The following is a 13,719-nucleotide window of genomic DNA, read 5'->3' on the forward strand; positions in this document are numbered from 1 at the left end:
CCATGAAGATCCGATTCGGCGTGGGCCTGGGCGCAGGCCCGGAGGCTAGTCCCGAGCAACTCCCGCACCTCGCGACCGGCTCGAGGCCGCGGGCATCGATTCGCTGTGGTTCTCGGAGCTCGTCTACACCGATGCCGTCGACCCCTTCGTCGGCATGGCCTATGCCCTGGCCCGCACCACCAATCTCAAGGTCGGCACCTCGGTCATGATCCTGCCGGGCCGCCACCCGGTGCTCGTCGCCAAGCAGCTCGCGTCGCTCGCGGCGCTGGCACCGAAGCGCGTCCTGCCGGTCTTCGGCCTGCGCTCCGCCATCCCCGCCGAGCGCGACGTCTTCGTCGTGCCCGACGGGCAGCGCGCCGCGGTCTTTGACGAATCGCTGCGCCTGCTCAAGGAGGCGTTGACCGCCGACGGCTCGGACTTCTGCGGCGACTTCTTCACCGCGACCTCGATCGCGGTCGGTCCCCGCCCGGTGAAGCAGCTCGACATCTGGCTGGGCGGTTCCGCGCCCGCCGCGTTCCACCGCATCGGCCGCCTCGCCGACGGCTGGTTGGGCAGTTTCCTCACACCCGAGGAGGCACGTCGCGGGCGCGTGGCCGTCGCCGAGAACGGGCTGCCGGACGAGGTTCTCGTCGCGATCCGGAAACGGCGCCCCGACGTCGACCCGACCGAACTAGTTGCCGACGGGTGGCCGCAGCTGCACCGCATGATCGACGGCTACCTGGCCGCGGGGTTGACCAAGTTCGTCATCCGCCCCACCGGCAGCGGCAGCACCGACGAGTTCATCGACCGCTTCGCCGCGGAACTCCTGCCACGGGAGAACTGACCGGACAGATCCGGGCGCACGATGGATTCCGACGCGAACCCGGGTCTCCACGAATGACTAACTCATACCCCAGCCGGAGGTTCTCGTGACTTCAACCAATTCCGACGCCGTGCTCGTCGCAGGACACCTGAGGGTGGCGCCGAACGAACGCGACGCTTATCTGGCGGGTTGCGTCGACGTGGTCCGGCTGGCCCGCTCCGCGGCGGGCTGCCTCGACTTCGCGATCTCGGCGGACCTGCTCGACGCCGGACGGGTCAACGTCTACGAACGGTGGGATTCCCACGCCGCCGTCGAGGCCTTCCGCGGCAGCGGCCCCAGTGACGAACAGGGTGCTGCGCTGCTGTCGGCGTCGGTGGCGGAGTACGACGTCGCCGCCGAGCGATCACTGACGTGACCGGTTGGCCGCGGAGGCTCGGATCCACTGCCGCGAGCATTCATCGGTGTCGGCAGGATGGCGGCGACGTCGCCTATTCGGTGATGATTCGACGCGCGTCGAGCTGAGCACCGCCGGTAAGTCCAGCAAACAGGCGCGCGAACCCCGGGCCGCGTCTCGACGCGACGAACCGATTGGCTGTCGACTTCGGGCTTCGGGTAGTCTGCGTGAATTGCGCAGACGTACGGGCGAGGCTCTCCAGCACGTGGAGCCGCCGACGATACTCACCGAGACGCCAAAGGCTGTGACTTGTCAGACACCAAGAATGACACCAAGAACCTGAAGCCGCACTTCGAAGACGTGCAGGCGCACTACGACCTGTCCGACGACTTCTTCCGCCTGTTCCTGGATCCCACCCAGACCTACAGCTGTGCCTACTTCGAGCGTGACGACATGACGCTCGAAGAGGCGCAGATCGCCAAGATTGACCTGTCCCTCGGCAAGCTGGGCTTGGAGCCCGGCATGACGCTGCTGGACATCGGCTGCGGCTGGGGCGCCACCGTCAAGCGAGCCGTGGAGCGCTACGACGTCAACGTCGTCGGCCTCACGCTGAGCAAGAACCAGCAAGCGCACGTCAAGGAACTTCTCGCGCAGTCGGACGGCCCGCGGAGCAAAGAGGTCCGGCTCGAGGGCTGGGAGCAGTTCCGCGACCAGGTAGATCGCATCGTGTCGATCGGCGCGTTCGAGCACTTCGGCCGGGACCGTTACGACGATTTCTTCGAGATGGCCTACGCGGCGCTGCCCGCCGACGGTGTGATGATGTTGCACACCATCGTCAAGCCCAGCGACGAGGAGTTCAAGGAACGCGCGCTGCCGCTGACCATGACGAAGCTGAGGTTCTTCAAGTTCATCATGGACGAGATCTTCCCCGGTGGAGATCTTCCGCAGGTCGTCGCCGTCAAGCAGCACGCCGAGAAGGCCGGCTTCGAGGTGGCCCGGGTTCAGCCGTTGCAACTGCACTACGCGCGCACGCTGGAGATCTGGGCCTCGGCGCTAGAGGCACGTCGGGACGAGGCCATCGCGATCCAGTCCGAAGAGGTCTACGACCGGTACATGCGGTACCTGACGGGTTGCGCGGAGCTGTTCGCCGAGGGCTACACCGACGTCTGCCAGTTCACCCTCAAGAAGCGCTGACCCAGCAACCTCACGCGGGCGGCGGTCGCCGTCCGGGCGGGCCCATCTCGGCGCCTGCGGCGTCGCGTCGCCTGGCGGCCATGCCGGCGAGCGCCTCGAAGACCACCCGGTGCGCAGCGTTCACCGTGAGTTCGGCGTGGTCGTAGGCGGGGGAGACCTCGACGACGTCCACTCCGGCCACGTCGTGCTCGTAACAGAGCTGGCGCACCATCCTGAGAAGGTCGACGCTGGTGATGCCCCCGGGTTCCGGGGTTCCCGTGCCGGGCGCATGGGCCGGATCGAGGACGTCGATGTCGACGGACAGGTACAGCTTGTCCGCCTTGGCGAGTGCCTCGCCGACCGCGTCGACCATCACCGCCTTGAACCCGCGCTCCCAGATCTCCTGCATGGTGTGCCACACCATGCCCTGCTCCTGCATCCATTCGAAGGTGTCCTGCGGCGGCCAGTAGCCGCGCAGTCCGACCTGGACGAAGTGCGTCCCTGGAACGGCACCCGACTCGATCAGGCGACGCATCGGTGTGCCGTGACTGGCCAGGTTTCCGTCGATGATGTCGGCTGTGTCGGCGTGCGCGTCGAAGTGCACGATGCCGACGTTGCCGTAGCCGTGCACGTCGGCCACCGCGGTAGCCGACGGCCACGTGATCGAGTGGTCGCCACCGAGTACGACGGGCACGATGCCACGTGAGGCCACGGCTGCGACGCGCTCCTTGATGTTGGCGTGCGAGACCTCGGTCATGCCGTGCGGACAGAACGCGTCGCCGAAGTCGACGACCTCCAGCCAGTCGAAGATCTCCAGGCCGAGATCCATGTGATAGGTGCCCGGCTCGTAGGCGGTGGCCCGGATCGCCCGTGGACCGAACCGCGCGCCGGGCCGATTCGTCGTTCCGACGTCGAACGGTGCTCCGACGATGGCGACGTCGGGGCGCCACGATTCGAGTTGCTCGACCTCCGTCAGGAAGGGGCGGTGTCCGAACGTCGCGAGGCCCGAGTGAGGCAGGTCTAGCTGCTCGGCCATTCCCGGTGAAAGTTCGCGGTGCGGCCCCTGGTCCCCGTGGTCGTGGCTCATGGCGTGACAGTACCGTCATCCGTCGCGTTCCGGCCTTGACCCGCAACAGAAGTGAGTACCGCCAGCAATCTCGCTGGAATCTCGCGCTTGGCCCAGTCGTCGGTCGAAACGACGACGTACACGTTGCGCCCGCGCACCGCCACGGCGTCGGCTCCGTCATCGTCGCGACGGAGCACGTCGAACCGCAGCGTGAAACTCGTCGTGCCCTTCGACTCGCACCGGGCCTCGACGCGCACGGTGTCACGCCACCGGATGGGCGCGAGATAGTCGATCTCCGCGTGCACCACCTGGACGTCGAGTCCCCATGAGGTGAACTCCGTGAACGGCAGATCCAGATGGTCGAAGAATGCGGTGGACGCCTCGTCGAACCACGTCAGGTAGTGGCCGTTGAACACCACGCCCTGTTGATCGACTTCGGCGTAGCGCGGGACGATCGGAAGTGAGAACGCATCGGTCACACCCCACACCCTGCAGCGTCGGGGCCGCCCCGGGCAACCTGCGACCTCGTTAGGATGAGCAGCCACTTCACGGCGAGACGAAGGCAATTTCTCTTCATGCGACTGGTCACGATCGACGACATCCGCGCGGCCGCCGAACGGATCCGCGGATCGGTGGTCCGCACTCCGTTGATCCCTGCGCCGTGGGGCGATCCGGAGCGCCCGTTGTGGCTCAAGCCGGAGAACCTGCAGGCGATCGGAGCCTTCAAGGTCCGCGGTGCGTTCAACGCCATCGCGCGACTCGACGACGCCGCCCGCGCCAGGGGAGTGGTCGCATACTCGAGCGGCAACCACGCCCAAGCCGTGGCCTATGCAGCGGCGACCTTTCGGATTCCCGCCCACATCGTCATGCCCGAGGAGACCCCGAACGTCAAGATCGCCGCGACCCGCAGCCACGGGGCAGAGGTGGTGTTGTGCGCGGCAGGCCAACGCGAGAAGGTCGCCGACGACGTGGTGGCGCGGACCGGCGGGGTTCTGATCCCGCCATTCGACCACCCCGACGTCATCGCCGGCCAGGGCACCATCGGGATGGAGATCGTCGAGGACCTGCCCGACGTCGCCAACGTGATCGTCCCGGTCAGCGGCGGAGGTCTGGCGTCGGGCATCGGCACCGCGATCAAGGCACTCGCGCCTCAGGTCACGGTCATCGGCGCGGAACCGGAACTCGCCGCCGACACCGCCGAGGGCCTCGCCGCGGGCCATCGGGTCGATTGGTCGATCGCGGATCGCAACCGCACCATCGCCGACGGGCTTCGCTCACAGCCCTCGGAGCTGACGTTCGCCCACTTGCAGAAGGTGCTGGACGGCTTGATCACTGCGTCCGAGAACGACATTCGCGACGCGGTACGCGAGATCGCCCTGCGCGCCCACCTGGTGGCCGAGCCAAGCGGCGCCACCGCACTCGCGGCCTATCGGAGTCGCGAAACGCCGCCGGGACCGACGGTGCTCGTCGTGTCGGGCGGCAACGTGGAGCCGTCGCTTCTCGCGGAGATCCTCACCAGTTGACCGGTACGGACGTACCGGACCGGACTACCAGGCAAGCACCAGGGGAGCCCAAGACCGCCTTCGGTGACCGAGTAGTAGAGGTAGTACCCGAGGATCGTGAGCATCCCGTAGAACGAGAATCGCTCCCACAATTCGACACCGAAGAGGTTGACCAGTCCGATCGGATGGCCGAACAGCGTCCGCTCCTTTGGCTGGTCCTCAGTCTGCCCTTTCGCCATGCGGCCACCCTGCTACGCAGAACGTCCGATCTTGATGAGTTCGCCACGCCCCGGCGCGCCCACCGTCGGACGAACGGGTAATGTCGCCCGGAATGGTCCTCCACGCTGGTGCTGCCCGAGCGTGGCCGCCTCGTGGGTCCGAAGGGGTACATGTGGACGCGGTCCTCGGCTTGTCAATGACTCCGACGTCCGTCGGTCTGGTTCTCGTCGAAGGACAAGACGCCGACGGCGCGACGATGGATCGCGACTCCTTCTCGGTTGCCGACGACGGCATCCACTCCTCTGAGCAGGCAACGGCCGCGGTCCTGCGGACCGAGGCGATGGCCGCGACCCGCGGCCTGCGACTGCACTCCATCGGCGTGACCTGGAGTGAGGACGCCGACCACCAGGCGTCGATGCTGATGGAGTCGCTGTCGGAGTCGGGATTCGACAACGTGGTGGCGATCCGCATGCCGGAAGCCACCGAAGCGCTGGCGCGCGGCATCGCCGAGGTGCTCGGATACACGACGACGGCGGTGTGCGTCATCGAACCCGAGTCGGTGATCTCGTTGATCGTCAACACCAGCGATGGCGCGGTGCAGACGGCGTTCAACCACGCCATCGACTCCGACGACGCCTTGATCAGCTGGCTGAGCACGGTCTTCACTCGCGCCGACTGGGCGCCGGAGGCACTGGTCGTGGTCGGTTCGGCAGGTGACCTGGAGCCGATTCTGCACCAGCTCGAGGACGCGCTGTCGGTACCCGTGTTCGCGCCGGAGGAGGCGAAGCTGGCACTTGCTCGCGGCGCGGCCCTGGCTTCGGCGCAAAGCACCGAGATGCCGCTCGGCCTGTTCGACGACGACGGCTTCGTCGTCGACGCGCGCAACGACTCGGGCCGACACCGCACCCTTGGCCAGCGCAGCCCTCGTCGTCGGACGCTGTCGAGCGTCGGTCCGGTCGCCATGCTGGCCGCCGGCGTCGTCACCTTCGTCGTGTCGGTGTCGATCGCGATCAGCCTGCAGCTGGCACCGACCCGCGCGGCCCAGCCCAGCGGCCCCGTCCCGGCGGCGAGGGTCGAGACGCCCGACGCGGTCAAGGCCGTCCCGCCGGCGATGCCACCACCGGTCGCGGTCCCGCCGGTCGTCGAGGCCGCGCTGCCACCACCCGCGCCGGAGGCGCTGCCGCCCGTGTCCGAGGTGCCGCCGGTCGCGATCGTCGACACCCCGGCCGAGGCGCCCTACGTCGACCAGGCCCCCGCCGAACCTGCACCCGTCGACGCGGTGCCCGTCGATCCCGGACTCGCATCGCCGGTCGACCCGGCGCTCGCGCCGCCGGTGGCCGGAACGCCGCTCCCGCCGTATGTCGCACCCCCGCCGGTCCAGCCGATCCCGACGAAGAAGCCGGGAATCCTGACTCGCATCAAAGAGAAGCTGACGCCCGGGCCCGGCTAGCTTGACGACGCCTTCACTACCGACCAACCGTGCCGTCCTGCGCGCGTTGATTCGCGCCACGATCGTGCTCGCTGTGGCCGTTTCCCTGCTCGCCGTCGAATTGACCTCGAGATCCGGGGTGGGATGGCGGCTGATCACCTTCACCTATCAGGCCAACATTCTCGCCGCGGCGTACTACGCGTGGACGCTCTTCTCGGGCCGGGCCGACGCCCGCGCCGGGCTTCGGGGCGCGGTCGTGCTCTACGTCGTCGTCGCAGGGGTCGTCTGGAATCTCCTGCTGACCGGCCGCAGCATGGCCTATACGCCCGCCAACTTCCTGTTGCACGTGGTCGTCCCGATACTCGCCATGGCGGATTGGATGCTCATCGGTCGGGGAGCAGGCTCCGCCAAGTGGTGGCAACCGTTCGCGTGGCTGGCCTATCCGACCGCCTATCTGGGATTGGCACTGGTCGTGCTGAATCGGACCGGGCGGCGCGCTCCGTACTACTTCCTCGATCCCGGCAGCGTTGGACTCGGTGCGGTCGCGGTGAACGTCACCGTGCTTGCCGCCGGGTTCCTCGGCCTGGGCTACCTGCTTCTGGCAGTGGCTCGCCCGAGGTCGGCTAACGCTTAGCGGTCGCAAACCGAACTATCATCTAGAGAAGCCCGTCATTCGGAGGTTGGTCAGTTGCGTAGAGCTCTGCGATATGTGTTGTCGGTGGCAGTAATTTCAACCCTTCTGCTGAGCGGTTCGATGGGTACCGGCCTCGCATCCGCTCCCGGGCCCGTTGCCGTCGCGAACATTTCACCAGCACCCGGCCAGGTCGTCGGCGTGGCGATGCCGGTGACGGTGACGTTCGCCGGGCCCGTCGCAGACCGTGCCGCGGCGGAGCGCTCGTTCGGCATAACGTCGCCGAACGCCCCCCAGGGCAACTTCGTGTGGCTGAAGAACGATGTGGTGCAATGGAATCCGAGCACCTACTGGCCGGCACACTCGACGATCGCCCTGTCGGTGGGTGGAGCAAAGACCAGCTTCGAGGCGGGGGCCTCGGTCGTCGGCGTCGCCGATCTGGATGCACATACGTTCACGGTCAGCATCGACGGTCAGGTGGCCCGCTCGATGCCCTCCTCGATGGGCAAGCCCAGGTACCCTACGCCGATCGGCTCGTTCACCGCGCTGGAGAAGCAGTCGCCCGTCATCATGGATTCCCGCACCATCGGCATCCCGTTGAGCGACCCCGAGGGCTACAAGCTGACCGTGTACGACGCGGTTCGAGTCACCTGGGGCGGTGTCTACGTGCACGGCGCTCCGTGGTCGGTGGCGTCACAGGGCAATTCGAACGTCAGCCACGGTTGCATCAACCTGAGTCCCGACAACGCCGGCTGGTACTACGACCAGGTCGGCATCGGCGACCCGATCATCGTCCAGGCGTAGTCGCGTGGAGGTTCTTCGCGGTCGGTGAGGACCCTACGGCGGCCGCATTCGGGTAGGTACCGAGCACCCTGTCGGCCGTGCCCGCGCTGGTCACCGTGAACCAGTAGTGCTCGTTCTTGAAGTGGTGCTGGCGGTGGTTGCGCCAAATCGCCCGGTAGATCGGTGTTTTCGGCTTGTAGTCGCTGTGAATCAGGTAGTGGCACCATTCGTAGCTCAGTCCGAGCATGCCGAGGAACACCAGGTAGGTCAGACCCAGGCCCGGCCGCGGGAAGGCAAGTAGTGCAATCGCTACCGAGCCGGGCAGTATCCACAGCAGTGCGCGCCACGGGATGAAGATCAGCGGCACCTCGCGCGGGTCGACGTGATGCTCGCGGTGCTTGCGCGCCAGCAAGGGGTCGAGGGTGATCGAGCCGAGACGGCGTGGCCGCCAATGCAAGATGATGACGTGGACGAGCCACTCGAAGAACGGGAAGAGCGCCAGCATCACCAACGGCACCAGTACGTCGGTGAACTGCCAGTCCCCGACGACGATCCTCGCGATCAGCGCGCCGATCAGGGTGGCCCCGATCATCCACGGTGACGGGTGGGTCAGAAACTCCCGCCGGGCCTCGGCGAGCGAGAAGCCCCGGCGATCGGGGCGGGTCGTCGTGGTCACGAGTCGATCTCCAGTTCGTCCAGGGCGCCGAGCAGTGCGACGGTCGCGGGTTCGAGTAGGTCGCGCGCGGCCCGTTCGGCCGCCGTCGGATCGCCGTCGCGGATCGCGTTCGCGATGGCGCGGTACAAGTCGGGGCGCCCCACCTCGTCTGCCATCATGACGGCCAGTGCGGGCAGCGCGGGCTCGTACGTCGCGCGAAGTGTGTTGTACATCAAGCGAAATGCAATCGAGTCCGCGCCATCGACGACGTGATCCCAGAACGTCAGAGCGTGCCGCTGGCGCTCGACAAGGTCGTGCTCGACGGCGAGAGCGTCGATCGAGGCATCGAGTAGTGCGGCCAGGTCGGGCCGTCGGCGCAGGGCTGCGAGTTCGGCGATCTTGGGTCCGTTGTGCAGCCGGGTCTCGAGGATGCTGCGCACGACGGTGACGTCGACCTCGCCTGATCGGATCAGCAGCCGGGGGAGAAGATCCAGCCCGGCGTGGCGTCGGAAGTCGCGGACGGTGGTGGAGTCGCCTTGGCGCACTTCAACGAGACCGGTTTCGGTGAGGCGCTTGATGGCCTCACGCACGGCGGGCCGGGATACACCGAAGACCTCGGCGAGGCGCCGCTCACTGGGCAGCGCCTCGCCGGGCTGCATGTCGCCGCTGAGTACCTCGGCGACGATCTGCTCGAAGACGTCCTCGGGTACCGACCGACGGTTCACGGGTTGTAGTGCCACCCAGCCACCATGGCAGGCTGATGGCCAGAGGTCAAGTGGTCTTACCAGTTGTGCGCAGCGCGGCGGCCGTCACTTCGTCGGCAGGCAGGAACGCCTCGAAGCTCAGCTCCGCGGCAGTCAGGTCGAGCGCCGTGCCGAACGTCGTCACGGTACTCAGGAAGGTCAGGACCGAGCCGTCGGTTCCCTCCAAGCGAAGCGGGACCACCACCCCGCCCAGATCGTGCGTGTCGTCGAATCCGCCTGGGTAGGAATCGATCTCGGCCAGCAGTCCCGCCAACGCCTGCGAGCCGCTGACCGCCACCTCCCTGCGCAACCGGCCAATCACGTGGTGGCGCCACTGTGCGAGGTTGCGGATGCGCGGTGCCAGACCGTCGGGGTGCAGCGAGACGCGCAAGGCGTTCGGCGGATCCAGTAGATGCGGTGCGACGCCCTGCATCAACACACCGGCTCCCGCGTTGGCCGCGACGACGTTCCAGCCGCGGTCGACCGCCAGGCACGGATACGGCTCATACGCCGTGAGTACCGTGTCGAGGCCGTTGCGCACCGCGGCCATGTCCGGATCGTCGAGCGAACGTTCCGCGTGCACCGGCGCCAGGCCAGCCGCCAGCAGCATCTGGTTCTGCTCACGCAGCGGCACGTCCAGCACCGTGGCCAAGCGCAGCACCATGGCCCGGCTAGGCACGGAGCGTCCGGTCTCCATGAAGCTCACGTGCCGTGACGACACGTCGGCCTCGATCGCGAGGTCGAGCTGGCTTAGCCGTCGCCGTTGCCGCCACTGACGCATCAGCGTTCCGAACGGGGAAGTCTGCACCTGAGCCGTCGTCACGTCCCCAGTCTGGCCTGCCGCCGCTTCGCGATCCACTACCTCGGAGGTAATTGTCTGGGTTACCTCCGAGGCGCACCGTGGACGACGACGGTCCAAGCGGAGGAGTCGATCATGCCCCCAGCCCCGCCACCACCGATCCCCAGGTGGCTGCGCTTCGTGCTGACGTCCGACCGGGCCGGGTCGGCCTGGTACATCGGGCTCGGCTTCTTCTTCGCGCCCGCGCTGGCCGTGGTGTCGCCGTGGCCCGCGCTCACGACCGCCCTGTGGGTCGTCATCGCGCTGGCGGGACTGTGGTTGGGCCTGCTGGGCATCGCGATGGCGACGGGTCTGGCAATCGTGCTGAAGTCCGGGGCTGAGATTCCCGAGGACTACTGGCGCTCGATCTTCGACTACGAGACTTCGCCGAAAACCGCTCCGCCACAGACTATTTAGCGGTCGACGCCCCCGTGTAGTCGACCTGCCAGTGCTTGATCCCGTTGAGCCAGCCCGACCGCAGTCGTTCGGGCTTGGCCAGCGAGGTGAGGTCCGGCATGGCGTCGGCGATCGCGTTGAACATCAGGTCGATGGTCATCCGGGCCAGGTTGGTGCCGATGCAGTAGTGCGCCCCGGTGCCGCCGAATCCCACGTGCGGGTTGGGGTCGCGCAGGATGTCGAACGTGTACGGGTCGTCGAACACGTCCTCGTCGAAGTTGGCGGAGCGGTACATCATCACCACCCGCTGACCCTTCTTGATGTGCACGCCGGCGAGTTCGGTGTCCTCCAACGCAGTGCGCTGGAACGAGGTGACGGGCGTGGCCCAGCGGACGATCTCGTCGGCGGTGGTGCCCGGACGTTCCCGCTTGAAGAGCTCCCATTGGTCGGGGAAGTCGGTGAACGCCATCATGCCCTGGGTGATCGAATTGCGCGTGGTCTCGTTGCCGGCCACTGCCAGAAGAATCACGAAGAAGCCGAGTTCGTCGTCGGACAGCTTGTGGCCCTCGACGTCCGCCTGAACCAGTTTGGTGACCAGATCCTCGCCGGGCTTGTCCGCACGCTCGGCGGCCAATTGCATTCCGTACGTGATGAGTTCGACCGAGGCGCTGATCGCGTCGTTGCCTGCGAACTCGGGATCCATGTCGCCGACCATCTGGTTGGACCAGTGGAAGAGCTTCATCCGGTCTTCCTGGGGAACGCCCATCAGGCCGGCGATGGCCTGCAACGGTAATTCGCAGGACACCTGCTCGACGAAGTCGCCGGATCCGTGGGCCGCCGCCTTGTCCGCGATCTCGCGCGCCCGCTCGGCCAGGTCGGCACGGAGCCTTTCGACCGCTCGTGGCGTGAACGCGCGGGAGATGATCTTGCGCAGGTGGGTGTGATGCGGCGCGTCCATGTTGAGCAACACGAACTTGCCGGTTTCGATCTGGCTGTCGTCGGTACCGTCGGCGTACCGCGGCAGTGCCGTCTTCTCCAAGCTGGAGAAGACGTCGCTGCGCCGAGACACCTCCTTGACGTCTTTGTGCTTGGTCACCACCCAGTAACCGCCGTCGCCGAAGCCGCCGACACCGTCCTGTTGTTCGTTCCACCAGATCGGTGCGACCTTGCGCATCTCCGCAAGTTCCTCGACCGGCAAGCGCTCGGCGTAGATGTCGGGATTGGTGAAGTCGAATCCAGACGGGAGGTTCGGACTGGTCGCGGTATCCGGCATCTCTCGGGCGCTCCTGACGACGACGCGTTCTAGTGGGATACGGCATTGCTACACCACAGATCGGGGGCACCGAGGCGGGTTTCCGAAACTCACGAGTAGAACGTGTTACCGCGGATCATTAGACCTTCGCTAATCACCTGCTCTGGGATTGCCTTGTAACGAAAGAGGGGCGATTCTTGATGGACCCACTAGCAACATCAGTCCCTGAGGTCACAAGAGAAGGGGTCGGCAGATGAAGGCGACGAACACCGTGAAGGTCGCGGCAGTGGTAGCAAGTTGCACGTCGGGTCTCTTCCTGGCAGTGGTGGGACTGGCATCACCGGCGGGCGCGGACCCCGTGGACCCCGCCCCGCCGCTTCCGGCACCCATGACGACCGTTCCGGCTCCAGCGCCCGGATCGGATGTCGCCGTCCAGGCCGCAGGGCCCGACGCCGCACTACTGCCGCCGAACGGCGTTCCGCACCTCGCCAGCCCCGATGCCCTGCCGCCGGGTTCGACGATGGATCCCAGCGTGATGGCGGGTGAGTCGCCGAACGTGAGCTATCTGAAGGATCTGTGGCACGCCGTGCGGAACCAGGAGATCAGCGGCAAGGAGGCCCTGCTGTTGGGTGTCGCGCAACGCGGCATGAATACGCCCATCCCGGATCAGGCTCCTGGCCCGAACGTGCCGATCACGCCGGCCGATCCCGCGCCCGTGCCGGCGCCATCGGTCAGCCCGCTCCCGCCGACTCCCTGACGACGCTGGCCCCCGCGATGCGGCCGGCCCGCTCCAGCAGCGTCCGCACCGTACGAACGTGGGAGAGCTTCACCGACGCCCACATCGGGCGGGTGGCCGCCGTCTGGTGATGGACGAAGGTTACGAAGATCAGCCCTTCGGGACGAATGGCGAACAGCAGCTCGCCAGGCATTCCGATCCGCGAACGCCTGCCGAGTAGCAGCGACTCGGAGCTGTCGCGGCGGACCGACCACCCCAAGATCGAACCGGCAGACGTCACGCTCTTCAGGCCGAGCGCGGCACAGCCGGACGACAGCTGTGCCCGCATCTCGGCGGGTGCCTCCTCCAGCATCGCCCTGGCCCATCGCTCAGCCGTCCAGTCCGGGGGTGCGTCGCACTGGACGAGGAACGCGTCCGCGTAGTCGACCCTGGGCAGAGTGCTGAACTCGCGAAGGTCCTGCGGCGGATCGATATGCCTGACCGTCACCTCGGCCCGAGCCTGAGTGGGCCAGACCCGCCCGATGGCGCGCAGAATGGCCGGATAGACGACGAGATGACGGAACGGCCCGATCGCCGCCAAGTAACCGGCGCCGAGCACGCCGTTCGGTCTGACGAGGATCGTCATCTGGCCGCGATGGCCACCGGCCTCGTCCGGCACCCAGCCCAGATGCATCACACCATGCATGGTCCGGTTGGCGATCTCCAGCGCCGCCTCGTCGTCGGTGACGTACAGCGGCGCGAACCGTCCGGTCGACACGTCGCGGGGGGAGGAGGCCTCAAGTTCGGGGAGCCGCTCGCGCAAACTCGTGACGCGGGAATCTATTCCGTCCGTCGATCCGTCCCACCCGAACAGCCGTCCGAGCGCCCACCGAACGGCGAACAGTGCGTGCACCGCGGGCGAGGAACGCTCCGCATCGATCGAACGCATCACGTCGACGAGCCGGGGGAAGTCATTCGGGCCACCCGGCGTCGGCAATGCCCAGACGTCCAGCACGTCGAAGTCCGGCGCGATCTGGTGGATGCGCCAGGGCCGCGAGGTGTGCGCCTCGCGGGTCAATCTCGCCTTCGTGGCAACCATACACCACTGTATGCTTTATTCT

General features: G+C 67.0%; 15 protein-coding genes and 2 pseudogenes. 9 read left to right on the top strand and 8 right to left on the bottom strand.

Annotated elements, in window-relative coordinates; genetic code table 11:
- The first annotated feature begins 2 nt into the window (after window positions 1–2).
- The 3 genes and pseudogenes from VET27_RS04120 (at window position 3) to VET27_RS04130 (ending at window position 2,390) form a co-directional block, all read left to right on the top strand.
- A pseudogene (locus VET27_RS04120) lies at window positions 3–823 on the top strand (TIGR03854 family LLM class F420-dependent oxidoreductase).
- 85 nt (window positions 824–908) lie between these two features.
- Window positions 909–1,217, top strand: coding sequence for a putative quinol monooxygenase (locus VET27_RS04125; RefSeq protein ID WP_526515424.1), 309 nt, complete (start codon window positions 909–911; stop codon window positions 1,215–1,217).
- A 288-nt stretch (window positions 1,218–1,505) separates the two neighbouring features.
- Complete coding sequence (locus tag VET27_RS04130) at window positions 1,506–2,390, top strand: cyclopropane mycolic acid synthase family methyltransferase (protein WP_526515426.1); 885 nt, start codon at window positions 1,506–1,508, stop codon at window positions 2,388–2,390.
- Window positions 2,391–2,400: 10 nt separating this feature from the next.
- Here the strand turns inward: VET27_RS04130 and speB are convergent, their stop codons facing one another.
- The gene (gene speB / locus VET27_RS04135; RefSeq protein WP_526515428.1) at window positions 2,401–3,456 is read right to left on the bottom strand and encodes an agmatinase; all 1,056 of its coding nucleotides are present in this window, start codon (window positions 3,454–3,456) and stop codon (window positions 2,401–2,403) included.
- Complete coding sequence (locus VET27_RS04140) at window positions 3,453–3,914, bottom strand: acyl-CoA thioesterase (protein ID WP_526515430.1); 462 nt, start codon at window positions 3,912–3,914, stop codon at window positions 3,453–3,455. Before VET27_RS04140 ends, speB begins: the two co-directional genes overlap by 4 nt.
- Window positions 3,915–4,010: 96 nt before the next feature.
- Here VET27_RS04140 and VET27_RS04145 point away from each other — a divergent pair, with 96 nt between their 5' ends.
- Window positions 4,011–4,958: a threonine ammonia-lyase gene (locus VET27_RS04145; RefSeq protein WP_526515432.1), complete on the top strand. Its 948-nt coding sequence runs from the start codon at window positions 4,011–4,013 to the stop codon at window positions 4,956–4,958.
- A gap of 41 nt (window positions 4,959–4,999) precedes the next feature.
- On the opposite strand, the pseudogene VET27_RS04150 reads toward VET27_RS04145, so the two are convergent.
- Window positions 5,000–5,176, bottom strand: a pseudogene (locus VET27_RS04150) (MFS transporter); the annotation flags it as partial.
- A 92-nt stretch (window positions 5,177–5,268) separates the two neighbouring features.
- Here VET27_RS04150 and VET27_RS04155 point away from each other — a divergent pair.
- The 3 genes from VET27_RS04155 (at window position 5,269) to VET27_RS04165 (ending at window position 8,020) form a co-directional block, all read left to right on the top strand.
- Window positions 5,269–6,606 (top strand): DUF7159 family protein, encoded by a 1,338-nt coding sequence (locus tag VET27_RS04155; protein WP_526515434.1) that lies wholly within the window; start codon window positions 5,269–5,271, stop codon window positions 6,604–6,606.
- Between the two features lie 37 nt (window positions 6,607–6,643).
- Window positions 6,644–7,219: a Pr6Pr family membrane protein gene (locus VET27_RS04160; RefSeq protein WP_526515585.1), complete on the top strand. Its 576-nt coding sequence runs from the start codon at window positions 6,644–6,646 to the stop codon at window positions 7,217–7,219.
- A 75-nt stretch (window positions 7,220–7,294) separates the two neighbouring features.
- Window positions 7,295–8,020: a L,D-transpeptidase gene (locus tag VET27_RS04165; protein WP_526515587.1), complete on the top strand. Its 726-nt coding sequence runs from the start codon at window positions 7,295–7,297 to the stop codon at window positions 8,018–8,020.
- On the opposite strand, the gene VET27_RS04170 is transcribed toward VET27_RS04165, so the two are convergent.
- Genes VET27_RS04170 through VET27_RS04180 form a run of 3 tightly spaced genes read right to left on the bottom strand, consistent with a single transcriptional unit; the run spans window position 8,004 to window position 10,178 of the window.
- Entirely contained in the window at window positions 8,004–8,675 is a 672-nt protein-coding gene (locus tag VET27_RS04170; protein ID WP_526515436.1) for a sterol desaturase family protein, read from the bottom strand. The two genes, VET27_RS04165 and VET27_RS04170, sit on opposite strands and share 17 nt — an antisense overlap.
- Window positions 8,672–9,394, bottom strand: coding sequence for a FadR/GntR family transcriptional regulator (locus tag VET27_RS04175; protein WP_526515438.1), 723 nt, complete (start codon window positions 9,392–9,394; stop codon window positions 8,672–8,674). Before VET27_RS04175 ends, VET27_RS04170 begins: the two co-directional genes overlap by 4 nt.
- 31 nt (window positions 9,395–9,425) lie before the next feature.
- Window positions 9,426–10,178 (bottom strand): helix-turn-helix domain-containing protein, encoded by a 753-nt coding sequence (locus VET27_RS04180; protein ID WP_526515589.1) that lies wholly within the window; start codon window positions 10,176–10,178, stop codon window positions 9,426–9,428.
- Between the two features lie 153 nt (window positions 10,179–10,331).
- Here VET27_RS04180 and VET27_RS04185 point away from each other — a divergent pair, with 153 nt between their 5' ends.
- The gene (locus VET27_RS04185) at window positions 10,332–10,652 is read left to right on the top strand and encodes a hypothetical protein (RefSeq protein WP_526515440.1); all 321 of its coding nucleotides are present in this window, start codon (window positions 10,332–10,334) and stop codon (window positions 10,650–10,652) included.
- Here the strand turns inward: VET27_RS04185 and VET27_RS04190 are convergent.
- Window positions 10,645–11,904: a cytochrome P450 gene (locus VET27_RS04190; RefSeq protein ID WP_526515442.1), complete on the bottom strand. Its 1,260-nt coding sequence runs from the start codon at window positions 11,902–11,904 to the stop codon at window positions 10,645–10,647. The genes VET27_RS04185 and VET27_RS04190 overlap by 8 nt on opposite strands.
- Before the next feature lie 232 nt (window positions 11,905–12,136).
- Between VET27_RS04190 and VET27_RS04195 the strand changes: the two genes are divergently transcribed.
- A complete protein-coding gene (locus tag VET27_RS04195) occupies window positions 12,137–12,640 on the top strand; it encodes a hypothetical protein (RefSeq protein ID WP_526515444.1) in 504 nt (167 codons plus the stop codon).
- Here the strand turns inward: VET27_RS04195 and VET27_RS04200 are convergent.
- Window positions 12,615–13,697, bottom strand: a complete 1,083-nt coding sequence (locus VET27_RS04200) for a DUF2867 domain-containing protein (protein ID WP_526515446.1) — start codon at window positions 13,695–13,697, stop codon at window positions 12,615–12,617. The genes VET27_RS04195 and VET27_RS04200 overlap by 26 nt on opposite strands.
- Window positions 13,698–13,719 lie beyond the last annotated feature (22 nt).

Source organism: Mycobacterium sp. (assembly GCF_035633495.1).
Taxonomy (GTDB): domain Bacteria; phylum Actinomycetota; class Actinomycetes; order Mycobacteriales; family Mycobacteriaceae; genus Mycobacterium.